Below are 13,157 nucleotides of genomic sequence, written 5' to 3' on the forward strand. Positions count from 1 at the left end.
CGGCGACTCAGCTCTCCGGAATTGTGGATAACAAGGGTCGGGAACGAGGGAAGTCTCTCACCTGGCTGACAATACAGCCTTTGAATACTTCTCCGCCTCTGTGGATAACCTGTTTTTAAAAAATGGAGTGATCATGACACCGCATGTGATGAAACGTGATGGCTGTAAAGTGCCGTTTAAATCAGAGCGCATCCAGGAAGCCATTCTGCGTGCAGCTAAAGCAGCGGGAGTCGATGACGCAGATTACTGCGCCACCGTCGCAGAAATCGTTAGCAGCCAGATGAATGAACGCAGCCAGGTCGATATCAACGAGATCCAGACCGCGGTTGAGAACCAGCTGATGGCGGGCCCGTACAAGCAACTGGCGCGCGCCTACATTGAATACCGCCACGATCGTGACGTGCAGCGCGAGAAGCGCGGCCGTCTGAACCAGGAGATCCGTGGCCTCGTCGAGCAGACCAACTCTGCGCTGCTCAATGAAAACGCCAATAAAGACAGTAAAGTGATCCCGACCCAGCGCGACCTGCTGGCCGGTATCGTGGCTAAACACTATGCCCGCCAGCATCTGCTGCCGCGCGACGTGGTGTCGGCGCACGAGCGCGGCGAGATCCACTACCACGATCTCGACTACTCGCCGTTCTTCCCGATGTTCAACTGCATGCTGATCGACCTGAAAGGCATGCTGACCCACGGTTTTAAAATGGGTAACGCCGAGATTGAACCGCCTAAGTCCATCTCCACGGCCACCGCCGTCACCGCGCAGATTATCGCTCAGGTTGCCAGCCACATTTATGGCGGCACCACCATTAACCGCATTGATGAAGTGCTGGCTCCGTTCGTGACGGCAAGCTTCAACAAGCACCGTAAAACGGCCGAAGAGTGGCAGATCCCGGACGCGGACGGCTACGCCCACTCCCGCACCGAGAAAGAGTGCTATGACGCGTTTCAGTCGCTGGAGTATGAGGTAAACACCCTGCACACCGCCAACGGCCAGACGCCGTTTGTGACCTTCGGCTTCGGTCTGGGCACCAGCTGGGAATCGCGTCTGATCCAGCAGTCTATCCTGCGCAACCGCATCTCCGGGCTCGGCAAAAACCGCAAAACCGCCGTGTTCCCGAAACTGGTGTTCGCCATCCGCGACGGCCTGAACCACAAGTTTGGCGATCCGAACTACGACATCAAACAGCTGGCGCTGGAGTGCGCGAGCAAGCGCATGTACCCGGACATCCTGAACTACGATCAGGTCGTCAAAGTGACCGGTTCGTTTAAAACGCCAATGGGCTGCCGCAGCTTCCTCGGCGTGTACGAAGACGAAAACGGTGAGCAGATCCACGACGGTCGCAACAACCTGGGCGTAATCAGCCTGAACCTGCCACGCATCGCGCTGGAAGCAAAAGGGAATGAAGACGCCTTCTGGACGCTGCTGGACGAGCGCCTGCAGCTGGCGCGTAAAGCCCTGATGACCCGCATCGCGCGTCTGGAAGGGGTGAAAGCCCGCGTCGCGCCCATCCTCTATATGGAAGGAGCCTGCGGCGTGCGCCTGAAGGCGGACGATGACGTGTCCGAAATCTTCAAAAACGGTCGCGCGTCGATTTCGCTGGGCTATATCGGCATTCATGAAACCATCAACGCGCTGGCCGGCGATACGCACATGTACGACAGCGAAGCGCTGCGTGAGAAAGGCATCGCCATCGTTCAGCGCCTGCGCGACGCGGTAGACCAGTGGAAAGAGGAAACCGGCTACGGGTTTAGCCTCTACAGCACGCCGAGCGAAAACCTGTGCGACCGCTTCTGCCGTCTGGATACCGCCGAGTTCGGGATTGTGGAAGGGGTGACGGATAAAGGGTACTACACCAACAGCTTCCACCTCGACGTGGAGAAAAAGGTTAACCCGTACGACAAGATCGACTTCGAAGCGGCGTATCCGCCGATCGCCAGCGGCGGCTTCATCTGCTACGGCGAGTACCCGAACATTCAGCACAACCTGAAGGCGCTGGAAGACGTGTGGGATTACAGCTACCAGCACGTGCCGTATTACGGCACCAACACGCCTATCGACGAGTGCTACGAGTGCGGATTTACCGGTGAGTTTGAGTGCACCAGCAAAGGCTTTACCTGCCCGAAATGCGGCAACCACGACGCGGCCCGCGTCTCCGTCACCCGCCGCGTGTGCGGCTATCTCGGCAGCCCGGACGCGCGTCCGTTTAACGCCGGCAAGCAGGAAGAGGTGAAGCGCCGCGTGAAGCATTTAGGGAATGGGCAGATCGGGTAAGTTCCGTGTTCTCCCCCTCACCCTCCCCCTCTCCCTCAAGGGAGAGGGAACTCTTCACCCTCTCCCATTGGGAGAGGGCCGGGGTGAGGGCATCAGCGCGCACACATTCTCTGGACATTTTCTATGCGATATCACCAGTACTACCCCGTCGACATCGTTAACGGCCCTGGCACCCGCTGCACCCTGTTTGTTTCAGGCTGCGTGCACGAATGCCCCGGCTGCTACAACAAAAGCACCTGGCGCCTCAATTCCGGCATGCCGTTTACCGCCGAGATGGAAGACAGGATCGTCAACGACCTGAACGACACGCGCATCAAGCGTCAGGGGATCTCACTTTCCGGTGGCGATCCGCTGCATCCGCAAAACGTGCCGGATATCCTGAAGCTGGTGAAACGCATTCGCCGCGAATGTGCGGGAAAAGACATCTGGGTCTGGACGGGCTACAGGCTGGATGAGCTGAACGCGCAGCAAATGGAAGTGGTGAATCTGATTAACGTACTGGTCGACGGCAAGTTTGTGCAGGATTTAAAAGACCCGTCGCTTATCTGGCGCGGCAGCAGTAACCAGGTTGTGCATCATCTGCGTTAAATGCTAAAGCCGTTTGTTTGCATCATGATAAACGGCTGATTTCTCTCTCTTCCCAATGGCAATCACAACAACCAGCACCACTTCGTCCTGAACCTGATAGGCCAGGCGATAGCCGGACGCTTTAAGTTTGATTTTGTAGCAATCAGGCAGGCCCTGTAAGCGGGCTGATTCAATCCTGGGTTTCGCCAGCACGTCGGCAAGTTTTTTCTTAAACTGGGCTTTCACCGTATCGCCCAGCTTGTGCCACTCTTTTAGCGCCCTGGGGTCAAATGCCAGCTCATAAGTCATCCAGACTAACCTTAACGCCCTTCTGCGGATTAGCCAGCCGCTCCCGGACCGTCTGTATCAGCGCATCTTCGCTGTCGCTAATCGTGACCGTTTTCACGGGCATGCGCCCTGTTTCAGCTACGTACTGAAACAGTAGTCGCACCGCTTCCGTAGGGGTGATATTGAGTTTTTCCAGCACGGCGTAAGCCTCGTTTTTGAGTTTGTCATCCAGACGGACGTTAAGCGTGGCCATTATGCCTCCAGTAAAAACGAATATGTAATGCATTTTAGCATTACATTCGCATTACATCGAATTCTGGATAACGCCTCTCAAAACCGGCTCAAACTCTCCATCGCCACCGCCTTAAACTCGGCAAAATCCCTGCAGCTACAGAGCCGTGACATCGCGCGTTCGCGCAGGAAGGTGACGAAAATATCGTAAATCGCCATCGCCTCTTCGTATTCGCTTTTGCTGATGGCGAGCAGGAAGATGACGTGCGCGGTTTCGTCGCCCCACTGGACGCCGTGCGGGGCGAGCACGGTGTAGACCACCGTTTTCTGCGCCAGCAGGCCGAGGGAGTGCGGCAGCGCGATGCCGTCGCCTAGCATGGTGCTGACGATGGCTTCACGCTCGACGACGGAATCCAGAAACGCCTCCCCGACAAAGCCTTCTTCTTCAAGCTGCTCGCACAGCTCACGGAACAGCGTTTGCTGGTCGACGGGCGTGTCAATAATGCGGAAATGGGCCGCGTCGAAGTATTTATCCAGCATCCACGGGCGGGTGCGGTCCACCAGCACCAGTTTGCCAATCTGCTCCAGCTGATAGTCGGTCGGGAACGGGGCGATCGTCACCACAGGTTTCGACTTTTCGCTGATGCGGGCGGTGGAAATAACAAAGTCTTCGCTGATGGATTCGGTCAGCTCGTACTCGCGCAGGGTGAGGGTGCGCGTCATCTCAATTTGCGGGTATTTGCGCTGCAGCACCGCCTCGATCATGCGCACCATGGCGTTACCGGCGTCGCACACCAGCAGCACGCGCGGCTGGCGCTGGTAGCCGATGTTGTAGTGGCGCTCCAGCCCGACGCCGATGTGCAGCACCAGGAAGCCAATCTCGTTTTCGCTGATCACGTACGGCGTATATTTGCCCCAGCTCGACACCGCCGCCAGCGTCATGTCCCACGCCATCGGATAGTGTTGCTTGATGTTATCCAGCAGCGGGTTCGGGATCATGATTTGATAGCGCACGCGGGTGATCATGGTTTTGATGTGCGTGAGCAGATCCGCGTGCAGCTGTTCGTCGCTGAGCAGGTTGTAGTTATAGTGGGTGTTGATGTAGCGCAGGATGTAGTTGACCAGCGCTTCGTCGTCGTCGGCGTTAATGGCGCTGGGCGCGATCTCCTGAATCTGCCGCGCGGCGATGTGGACGCACAGCCAGCTCTCCTCCGAGGGTGAAAGCGCCTTGCCCGCCAGCTGCTGGATTGTCACGGCGATATCTTTCGCCGCCTCGCGCACGTTCTCCTCCACGTCTTCGGCATGGAACTCCGGCAGCGGGTAACCTTCGCTGATGCGGCGCACCGACACCGCGCAGTACAGGCGCAGGAACAGCTCGCCCTCGTCGGTCAGGCGAATGTGATGACGCGTCAGCGCGTCGTGCAACACGGGCACCATCTGCTCCGCCACGCCCGCATTCAGCGCCACGTCGGTCACCAGCGGGTTCAGACTGTCCTGCTGCGCCAGCTCCCAGAGCAGATCTGTCAGGCACGCGCGGGTCGACATCTCGCTGCCAAACAGCTTCATCCCGTGACGCGGACGGGTTTCCAGCGTCAGGTTATAGCGGTGGAACCACTCGCGCACTTCCGCCATATCGCTTTGCAGCGTGGCGCGGCTAACGAACCACTCGTCCGCCAGATCCTCAAGCTTGAGGGAAAACGCCGAGGTGAGAAAACGCACCACCAGATAATGCACGCGCTCCGGCCCGGTCCGCGGAATGCGCAGCGCGCGCGGGTGGGAGGCCTGCAGCTGCTGATAGCGCTCGGCATCCTCAATTTTGAGCTGGTAGCCGTTGCCCCGGCTCAGGATGAACTGCGCGCCGTGGCTTGCCAGCAGCGCGTTAAGGGCGGTGATATCCGCACGGACGGTTCGCGTGGAGACCGACAGCCGCTGCGCCAGCTCGTCCTGCGGCAGCGTCTCGTTTTGCAACAGATCGAAAAGTTGCGCTAAACGTTGGTTCGGGAATCGCACGTCGTTGTCCTCTTACGGCTTAAGGTGAAATGACCATCTGGGATGGGCTGCCGACCGGGGTATAGTCTGGCTCAAAGCTCAGCTTGCCGTCCTGACCGACGCGGAAACGGGTAATGTTGTCGCTCCGCTGGTTCATGACGTACAGCCAGCGCCCCTGTTTATCGAGCGTCAGGGTGCGCGGGTAATCACCGCGCGTCCACACATCGTCCTGATGCGTCAGCGTGCCCTCCGCTGTTACGGTAAAGTGCCCGATGCTGTTATGCAAACGGTTAGCCACATACAGCTGCTTTCCGTCGGCGCTTAACGCCAGCCCGGCGGCAAAGCTGGTGCCTTTGTAACCTTCCGGCAGGGCTGAAAGCGTTTTGCCCTCTTTTAAGGTGCCGTTGGCGCTCACGGTATAATGGGTGAGCGTAGACGCCTCTTCGTTAATCAGCCACAGGGCATCGCCTTTCGGCGTAAAGACAAAGTGGCGCGGCCCGGCTCCTTTTGAGGAGGCGCTGATAAACGGCGGATCGTTCGGCGTCAGCTTGCCGGTTCGATCGTCAAAGCGGTACTGGTAGATGCGATCCAGTCCCAGATCGGTAGAAAATACGTACTTGCCGCTCGGATCGGCGGCGATCATGTGCGCGTGGGGGCCGTTATGATCGCTGATGGCAAAGCTGCCCTCAGCAGCGGCTTCCGGTTTTGCCGCGCCAGGCTCACCCTGATCCTGATGCTTGTCCGTGGCGTCACCCAGGCTGCCGTCTGCCTTGATCGGTAAAACGGCAATCGACCCGCTGACGTAGTTGGCCACCAGCAGGTGCTTGCCGTTCGGCGTCAGCGAAAGATAGACCGGCCCCGCGCCGCCGGACGCCGCCTGATTGAGCTCGCTCAGCTCACCGTTATCGCCTATCCGCAGCGCCTGCACCACGCCCTGCTCCACCTCGCTTGCCAGGTAGAGCGTTTTGCCGTCGTGCGAGACGGCCAGCTGCGCGGCGTTAGGCAGCTTGCTCACCAGCGTTTTATTGCCGAGCGCGCCGCTTTGCGGGTCAACGGTAAAGCGGTACAGCCCTTCACCGTTGGGGTTGTAGGTGCCCACCCAGGCGTACTGCGTCTGGGCGACTGCGGCGGTAGCAAGTAAAGAGAGTGAAGCAACAAGCAGGTTACGGGTGTGCATGGTGGCTCCTTCAGGTGAGTGCGGTGTGTTTCCCCTCACCCCGGTCCTCTCCCAAAGGGAGAGGGTTAGGGTGAGGGGCAGGTTTTACTTCACCAGCTTCTTCGTCATCGCCAGCAGCGTACGCACGTCTTCCGGACGCGTATCACCGCTGGCTTTGTCGATAATCGAGCTGTAGATATGCGGGATGATTTTGCTCACTCCCGCGTCCAGGGCGATCTGCAGGATCTCCTCAAAGTTTTCCAGATCGATACCTCCGGTCGGTTCCAGCCAGAAGTCGTGACGGGCGCAGGCTTCCGCCACCGCTTTATACTCGTCACGGCACTTGAGGCCGCCCATCGGGAAGTATTTGATGGAGCTGCCGCCGAAATCTTTCAGCAGGGCAATCGCGGTTTCCACAGGTACGATACCGTCCGGTGCCGCGCTGCTCAGCGGGCCGGTGGAGATTTTCACCATGCCGACGGTGCCGGTCGGGGAGACCAGACCGTTGACCACGGAGTCGTTCTGCCCCAGCAGCGCGCGGCTGGTGGCGACGCCGGTAAAGACCTGGTTAACGTGCTGCGGCTGCACCTGGCGGGAGATTTCGCTCACCATCGCCGACTGGTTCGGGTCGCCCGCGCCCAGGCCCACAGAGAGCGCGTTATCAATCAGCGCGGCGTATTCACGCATATCGGCGACGGCGCTGTCCACGTCCGGGTAATTTTTGGAGAGCACGCCCACCAGCACATGACCTTCCGCCGCCTCGTAAATGGCGCTGGCGTTGGCTTTGGAGCCTGCCAGCACGTTCAGACAGACGCGGTCACGGTAAAAATTGGGGGTCAGTTTCATGCTTTTTTCTCCTGTCCTAAGACTTCGCTAATGCGGCGGTACACGATGTTCAGCTGGTCTGCGTTTACGCTGCGCACGTCCGCTTCGATAATCCCTTCGTTGGCCTTGTAGCCGCGGAAATAAATGGCGTATTCGCCCTGCTTGAGCGCGTTCACCAGCTCGCCGGTGCCGACGCCGGTAGTAGCTTCGTCAAACTTAATCTCGGTGCGCGCGATGTCGCGTCCCGCGCTGTCCCAGACCACGCGCGCGGTGACGCCGTTCAGGGTGTTGAGCGCGTCGATAAACGGCGTCATCTTCGCCACCATCTCTGCACCGCTCTCTTTGGTCGCCGTCAGGTAGTGTTCGATGGCGCAGGTCAGGCCAAGAATGCCCTCTTTACCCACCTTCATCGCGCGGCCAATGCCCGCCGTCTGACGCTTCACCCACTCAACGTACTGGGTCTTGCCGATCACCAGCCCGCTGGTTGGCCCTTCAATCGCCTTCGCGCCGCTGTAGATCACCAGATCGGCGCCGGATCGGTAGTAGGTATGCAGATCTTCTTCCGCTGCCGCGTCGACGATCAGCGGGAGATCGTGCTTACGCGCAACCACCGCCGCCTGCTCGACGCTGAGCATGCTTTTCTGCACGCAGTGGTGAGATTTGATGTAAAGGATCGCCGCCGTACGCGGAGTGATCGCCGCCGCCAGCTGATCGGCGGAGCATTCGTTGGCGTAGCCCGCTTCCACCAGCTTACCGCCGCCCAGCGCCACCATGGTGCCAACCGGCGCGCCGAAGTTAACGTTATGGCCTTTCGGCAGGACGATTTCGTTGTTCTCAACCGGCGTAACGTGCAGATTTTCCAGCAGCCAGTCGCTGTCTTTCACCAGCACCGCCGCCACGGACTGGGCAATGCCCGCCGACGCGCAGGAGACCACCGTCGCCCCTTCCACGTCCAGCAGCTTCGCGATGTATTCCCCGGTTTTGTTAACCAGATCCTTCATCTCAAAATAGTGATTCATGCCGTCCATTGCCGCCTGCACCACTTCCGGGCGCGGCGTGGAGACGCCCAGCGCCGTCATGCGGCCGGAGGTGTTGATAACCTGCTTTAAGTTGTACTTCTCATAAATCGAAGGCATGTTCCGTGCTCCCTTGTTCGGTCATGTAGCCCTTGCCCGCGCGGATCGCGGCAAGCGGCACCAGAATGTGTTCAGCCTGCAGGCTGTCGTTTTCGGCATCCGTCAGCACCGTCGGCTGACGTTTAAGGGTGAACAGCGTCAGGTCGGCGTCGAGACCCGGCTGAATGCGGCCCTTGCGCGTCAGGCGCAGGCCGTCGGCGGCGTTGGCGGTTACGCAGTCAATCACCTGTGGCAATGACATGCCGATAGCGAGAAACTTCGACATCACGCTTGCCAGCGAGCCTACCGGGCCGTTAAGGCGGTTGCGGCAGTAGATATCCGAGCTGATGGTGTGCGGCAGAATACCCATCGCGATGGCGCGTTTCGCCACCTCAAAGCTGAAGCTCGCCGTGCCGTGGCCGACGTCCAGACGCACGCCACGCTTCAGCGCAGACGTAATGGAGGCGCGCAGCTCGCCGGAGGGCGTCAGAATGCGGTTGGGCTTGCCGTTGTAGCAGTGGGTGATGATGTCGCCCGAGCTCAGCAGCTCGGCAATTTCGTCGAGGTTCGGCGGGTTGTTGCCGATGTGTACCATCAGCGGCAGGTCGCCGTTCTCTTTCTGAATGGCTTTCGCGCGCTCCAGCGGCGTAATGCCGTTTTCACCGACCACGCTGCTGCTCATGCGCGCTTTCAGGCCAACGATAAAATCGGGGTGACGTTTAACCGCCTGTTTGACCGCGTCGGCGTCGATGTTGGCCATATTGGCCAGCTCGTTCTGGGCAATCAGCCCCACGCGGGAGATGTTCAGCAGGGCAAAGACGTCGGTTGTCGCTTTACGGGTGATTTCATAGAAATCGTCCACGTCGTCGGCCCCGGTGCTGCCTGCATCCACTACGGAGGTGACGCCGGTGGCAATGCCGACGCTGTCCGGTTCGTCGTGGTAAATCGGGGAGTTCGGGTAGCAGTGGACGTGGGAGTCAATCCAGCCTGCGCTAACGAATACGTTGCCGTTCAGCTCAACCGTTTTGCTGGCGGGAGCGTCAATGTCGCCCAGCGCCGCAATCTTCCCGTCCTGGATGGCGATATCGGTCAGGGTATCGTCGGCAAGGCGCGCGCGGCGCAGGAGTAAATCAAACATGAGGATCTCCTGATAAGGCGGGCGCCTGAGCGCCCGCGGGTATTAAAGGGCGACCGGGAACAGCCAGCCCAACAGCATGGCACCGAGGATCGCACCGCCGGTAATGGGCTTCTGCCAGATGTAGAACAGCAGTGCCCCCAGCAGAGAACCCACGCCAATCGGAATGGAGGCGGTCATGGCGCTGAGGATAATCAACGGCCCGAGGAAGCGGCCGGAGGCGTTACCCGCGCCCATCATCACGTCTGCACCGTAGGTGGAGTTGCTCTGATTGATGGTGAACTTACGCGCCAGGATAATGACGTAGCCAATCGCCAGGCCAATCACCAGGCCGGTAATCAGCGCGGCAATGAAGTTGGTCACCGGGAACATGATCCCCGCGCCCAGCAGCAGCGCCGGAACGCCAAGACCCACGCCGGTCTGAATGGCGCCGCCGATGTCGAGAATACCGACCAGCGAGCCTTCGATAATGCGGGCGAACAGGAAGCTTGCGCCGAACGCCGCCACCGCGCCGTAGACGCCGGTATCAATCCCCGCTTTCAGCATCGCCACGAAGGCCACTTCGTTAAACGCGCCGATGCCGTAGAGGTAGTACATGTGCGTCCCGGCAAACACGCCGGAGGAGAGCAGGCCAACGAAGATCGGGAACGACCAGTCGGCATACCAAAAACCTTTATTCTGTTCCATGTAGAGGCTCCTGTTATTTACCGCTGAGCGAGTTGTGGATCATGTCGAGCCAGTTCGGCACGGTCAGATGGAAGGATTCGATCATCTTCATGTCGAAGCCGCGGAAGAAGCCGCTCAGCACGAACAGCAGGACGATAGCCGCCATCATCACTTTGGTGACGTGGTTCCAGCCGCTCTCCTCTACGCCTTTACCAATCAGGATCCCCAGCACCAGGCCCGGCACGGCGTTGCCCATAATCAGCTGCGCTGCGCCGCCGAAAATGGTCGCCCAGAAGCCCGATTTTTTACCCGCGTCGATGGCCGCCAGCCAGAAGATCACCGGCATCACGGTGTTCACCAGCAGGTTTGCCGCCGGCACCAGCACCTTGACGGCGGTGACCTGAAGCGCAGCCGGTACGGAGGAGGCGGTAAGGTTAAGGAAGGTCACGACAATCATGCCGATCAGGCCGCAGGCAATCGCCATTTTGCGCGGATCGTGCAGCGTTTCGCCGACGTTACGGTTTTTGATCATCAGTGCAGCAGCACCCCAGTTCGGGATGATGCGGTGGTCAACGTCCTGTGTGAAAGCCCCTGCGGCCACGGAAGAGGCCCAGGCGTTAAAGAAGAAACCTAACCCAAAGGAGAAGTGAGACGCTGGGTCCCCTTCGCAGGAGTTCAGTTCCCCCAACGTACGAAACGCGCCCATACCCTGAGTGGTAGGCGCATGAAACATGCGTGCAGCCCCGGCTCCGACACCGACGCCTACCAGGCCGCCGATGATGAGCGATTTTATTAATATAATTAAGAACATCAGTCTGCCCTTTTATGAATAATCAGCGTTGCGTGACGAAATCCACCTGGTCAAGATTGATAGCGGTCACGTTGACGGTCACATCCAGCTCCACGCTGTAGGTGCGTCTTTCCCGGCGCAAAAAGAAGAACAGAAAGGCTTCTTTTCGCACCGCTTCTTGCGCCTGAACGACCTGCACATCCTGTGGCTCAATACGCAGTAAGATATGCGGTGAGGCTTTCATCACCGCGGCCTGAACGTGGTTGAGCGCGTCGGCAAAAGCGCGCGCTTTGGCGTCGCCTTTGCCCTTCACTCTCACCGTGGTTGTGAACTGTTCTTTCATGCTTATGCGCCGTATTTCTTCTGCCACGCCTGTACCAGACGCTCGCCCAGCTCTTCTTTATCCATAAAGCCAAAGCCCAGCACGTTGCAGCCTTCGTTGATGGCGGTCACGCCCTCTTCCACGGAACGCATGCCGTATTTGGCTTTGTAGCCATATTTGGTTTGCGCCGTGATGGCACCCGCGCCGCCGCTGCCGCAGAAGGAGATGCCGAAGGTGGCGTTTTCCGCTTTCATCACGTCGCCGAGCTTCATATCGGCAGCCATACCCGGTACGACAACCGCGCGTCCACCTGCTTTTTCCACACCAGCGGCCACTTTCTGACCTTTGCCCAGGCGATCGCCAATCACGACTGTAATCTGTTCCATGTGTTGCTCCTTAAAGGTTGTCTTTCGCGACTTCAAAGTGAACGGAGAGCAGCCAGGCCTCTTCATCAGGAAGGTTGCCAAACTGCGCTACCACTTCTCGTGCCAGCCGCATTGAATCCGGTGAAATTTCGTCGAACAGTTCCGCTTCAACCTCCGGCAGCGGCTCGCCGGTCACGGACCGGTGCGCCATTGCGCGAACGTGGGAGGTCAGCATCTGTTCCTGTACCGCATTGGGGATGATGTCGTGCCGGGCCAGCAGGGCATAAACCTGCTGCAGCATAGTGTTCGCGAGCTGCTCTGTTTGCACTGCCTGTTCCCCAACGTCGTTCATTACCGCTCCGTTAATCACTGGTCTTACCCCGTTAATGGCTCTGGAATGAAACTAACGTTGGGGGGGAATTGTTTGTAGCGAGTTGTTTTCCACTTCGAAGTGGAAAGGCGAGCCGCAGCAGTGATCTGTGCCACATAAATGCGCTGAATATGGATAAATCGCTGTATTTGCGTGATGAATATCACGCTATTAAGCGGCAATAAACAGGCAAGCAGAGTGGAAAAGTTTCCGAGCGGGCTCGTAGAAATGTGATGTGGATAAGGTTTTCTTATGGGGATTCGCTAGAGTGGCGACGGGTGCTTGAGACTGACCGTCTCAGGCATGGGACGGAAAGTGGAAAGCCCCTACCTGAATGTAAATCAGGACGGGGCTGTAAACGACACGTCTAGCCACGTGATGTTTGCTACCTCGCCCGCTTTAAAGCAAGGAGGCATCCATGAAACGCCAATCCCCAAGTATCGGGGTTTTGATGATTATTTCTTTGACGATAATCATCTTAACGCTGGTGACGAGGAAAACACTGTGCGAGATCCGTTTTCGAAACGGCTCGCTTGAAGTGACAGCGCGGATGGAGTGTCGCTCCGACCGGTAGGGAGCAAAGATGCGGGGGCGCATAATGCGCCCCCGCATACGGAGAAAGGACGTACAGCTCAGGCACCCAATTAACGATACTTTTGATGATACGTGTTGCGCGTAGTCACAAACTGCTCGGCCGCCGCCTGGGCTTCTTTCACTTTGCCTTCGTTGGCGAGCTTCAGCGCGCCGTCGATCTGGCCGACCAGCACGTCAAAGCCGTGGCGGTAGTCTTTCATCTCAGCACTGTCTGCCGCTTTGCTTTCCAGCTTTGGCGGGGTGGCTTTTTGGGCGTCCAGCGCCGCTTCACGCATTTTGGTCAGTGCGTCTTTCATTTCAGCCGCATTGTCCGTTTTCTGCACCACCTTCAGGTTTTGACCGAGGATGCCCATGTCGTCTTCAAGATCGGCAGCAAACGCAGAAGAGCCAAGAACCAGCGTTGAAGCTGCGACGATCGCTAACAGGTGTTTACGCATTGCTCACTTCCTTTTTTATTATTAACAAAACGCTA

General features: G+C 58.5%; 16 protein-coding genes. 3 read left to right on the top strand and 13 right to left on the bottom strand.

The window, feature by feature from the left end:
- Positions 1–133: 133 nt before the first annotated feature.
- Together nrdD and nrdG are read left to right on the top strand one after the other, a co-directional pair.
- A complete protein-coding gene (gene nrdD, locus AC3WOK_RS15215; protein ID WP_059311886.1) occupies positions 134–2,272 on the top strand; it encodes an anaerobic ribonucleoside-triphosphate reductase in 2,139 nt (712 codons plus the stop codon).
- A 123-nt stretch (positions 2,273–2,395) separates the two neighbouring features.
- Positions 2,396–2,860 (top strand): anaerobic ribonucleoside-triphosphate reductase-activating protein, encoded by a 465-nt coding sequence (nrdG, locus tag AC3WOK_RS15220; protein WP_447855006.1) that lies wholly within the window; start codon positions 2,396–2,398, stop codon positions 2,858–2,860.
- A 3-nt stretch (positions 2,861–2,863) separates the two neighbouring features.
- On the opposite strand, the gene AC3WOK_RS15225 is transcribed toward nrdG, so the two are convergent.
- The 12 genes from AC3WOK_RS15225 to AC3WOK_RS15280 all read right to left on the bottom strand — a co-directional run bounded on the left by AC3WOK_RS15225 (position 2,864) and on the right by AC3WOK_RS15280 (position 12,091).
- Complete coding sequence (locus tag AC3WOK_RS15225; protein ID WP_447855005.1) at positions 2,864–3,148, bottom strand: type II toxin-antitoxin system RelE family toxin; 285 nt, start codon at positions 3,146–3,148, stop codon at positions 2,864–2,866.
- Complete coding sequence (locus tag AC3WOK_RS15230) at positions 3,138–3,380, bottom strand: type II toxin-antitoxin system RelB/DinJ family antitoxin (RefSeq protein ID WP_025759087.1); 243 nt, start codon at positions 3,378–3,380, stop codon at positions 3,138–3,140. Before AC3WOK_RS15230 ends, AC3WOK_RS15225 begins: the two co-directional genes overlap by 11 nt.
- Positions 3,381–3,457: 77 nt before the next feature.
- The gene (locus AC3WOK_RS15235) at positions 3,458–5,368 is read right to left on the bottom strand and encodes a BglG family transcription antiterminator (protein ID WP_063431769.1); all 1,911 of its coding nucleotides are present in this window, start codon (positions 5,366–5,368) and stop codon (positions 3,458–3,460) included.
- A gap of 19 nt (positions 5,369–5,387) precedes the next feature.
- Positions 5,388–6,524, bottom strand: coding sequence for a lactonase family protein (locus tag AC3WOK_RS15240; protein WP_063957381.1), 1,137 nt, complete (start codon positions 6,522–6,524; stop codon positions 5,388–5,390).
- A gap of 84 nt (positions 6,525–6,608) precedes the next feature.
- Positions 6,609–7,349, bottom strand: coding sequence for a 2-dehydro-3-deoxy-phosphogluconate aldolase (gene dagF / locus AC3WOK_RS15245; protein WP_047346172.1), 741 nt, complete (start codon positions 7,347–7,349; stop codon positions 6,609–6,611).
- Positions 7,346–8,464 carry a DgaE family pyridoxal phosphate-dependent ammonia lyase gene (locus AC3WOK_RS15250; protein ID WP_059311891.1) on the bottom strand — a complete coding sequence of 373 codons (1,119 nt, stop codon included), beginning with the start codon at positions 8,462–8,464 and terminating at the stop codon, positions 7,346–7,348. The genes dagF and AC3WOK_RS15250 overlap by 4 nt, the downstream gene beginning before the upstream one ends.
- Positions 8,448–9,581, bottom strand: a complete 1,134-nt coding sequence (locus AC3WOK_RS15255) for an amidohydrolase/deacetylase family metallohydrolase (RefSeq protein ID WP_492354766.1) — start codon at positions 9,579–9,581, stop codon at positions 8,448–8,450. Before AC3WOK_RS15255 ends, AC3WOK_RS15250 begins: the two co-directional genes overlap by 17 nt.
- A 42-nt stretch (positions 9,582–9,623) precedes the next feature.
- Complete coding sequence (locus AC3WOK_RS15260; protein ID WP_014068673.1) at positions 9,624–10,265, bottom strand: DUF4310 family protein; 642 nt, start codon at positions 10,263–10,265, stop codon at positions 9,624–9,626.
- A 13-nt stretch (positions 10,266–10,278) separates the two neighbouring features.
- Entirely contained in the window at positions 10,279–11,055 is a 777-nt protein-coding gene (locus AC3WOK_RS15265; protein WP_024907277.1) for a DUF4311 domain-containing protein, read from the bottom strand.
- Positions 11,056–11,077: 22 nt separating this feature from the next.
- Entirely contained in the window at positions 11,078–11,377 is a 300-nt protein-coding gene (locus tag AC3WOK_RS15270; RefSeq protein ID WP_006810338.1) for a DUF4312 family protein, read from the bottom strand.
- A gap of 2 nt (positions 11,378–11,379) precedes the next feature.
- Positions 11,380–11,742 (bottom strand): SFCGS family glycine-rich protein, encoded by a 363-nt coding sequence (locus AC3WOK_RS15275; RefSeq protein ID WP_023293430.1) that lies wholly within the window; start codon positions 11,740–11,742, stop codon positions 11,380–11,382.
- Positions 11,743–11,752: 10 nt separating this feature from the next.
- A complete protein-coding gene (locus AC3WOK_RS15280; protein ID WP_088208733.1) occupies positions 11,753–12,091 on the bottom strand; it encodes a glycine dehydrogenase in 339 nt (112 codons plus the stop codon).
- 451 nt (positions 12,092–12,542) lie between these two features.
- Here AC3WOK_RS15280 and AC3WOK_RS15285 point away from each other — a divergent pair, with 451 nt between their 5' ends.
- Entirely contained in the window at positions 12,543–12,665 is a 123-nt protein-coding gene (locus tag AC3WOK_RS15285; RefSeq protein WP_231686671.1) for a Hok/Gef family protein, read from the top strand.
- Between the two features lie 70 nt (positions 12,666–12,735).
- On the opposite strand, the gene cybC is transcribed toward AC3WOK_RS15285, so the two are convergent.
- Complete coding sequence (cybC, locus tag AC3WOK_RS15290; protein ID WP_023334302.1) at positions 12,736–13,122, bottom strand: cytochrome b562; 387 nt, start codon at positions 13,120–13,122, stop codon at positions 12,736–12,738.
- Positions 13,123–13,157: the final 35 nt, after the last annotated feature.

The organism is Enterobacter sp. FW301-JW81, assembly GCF_058788735.1.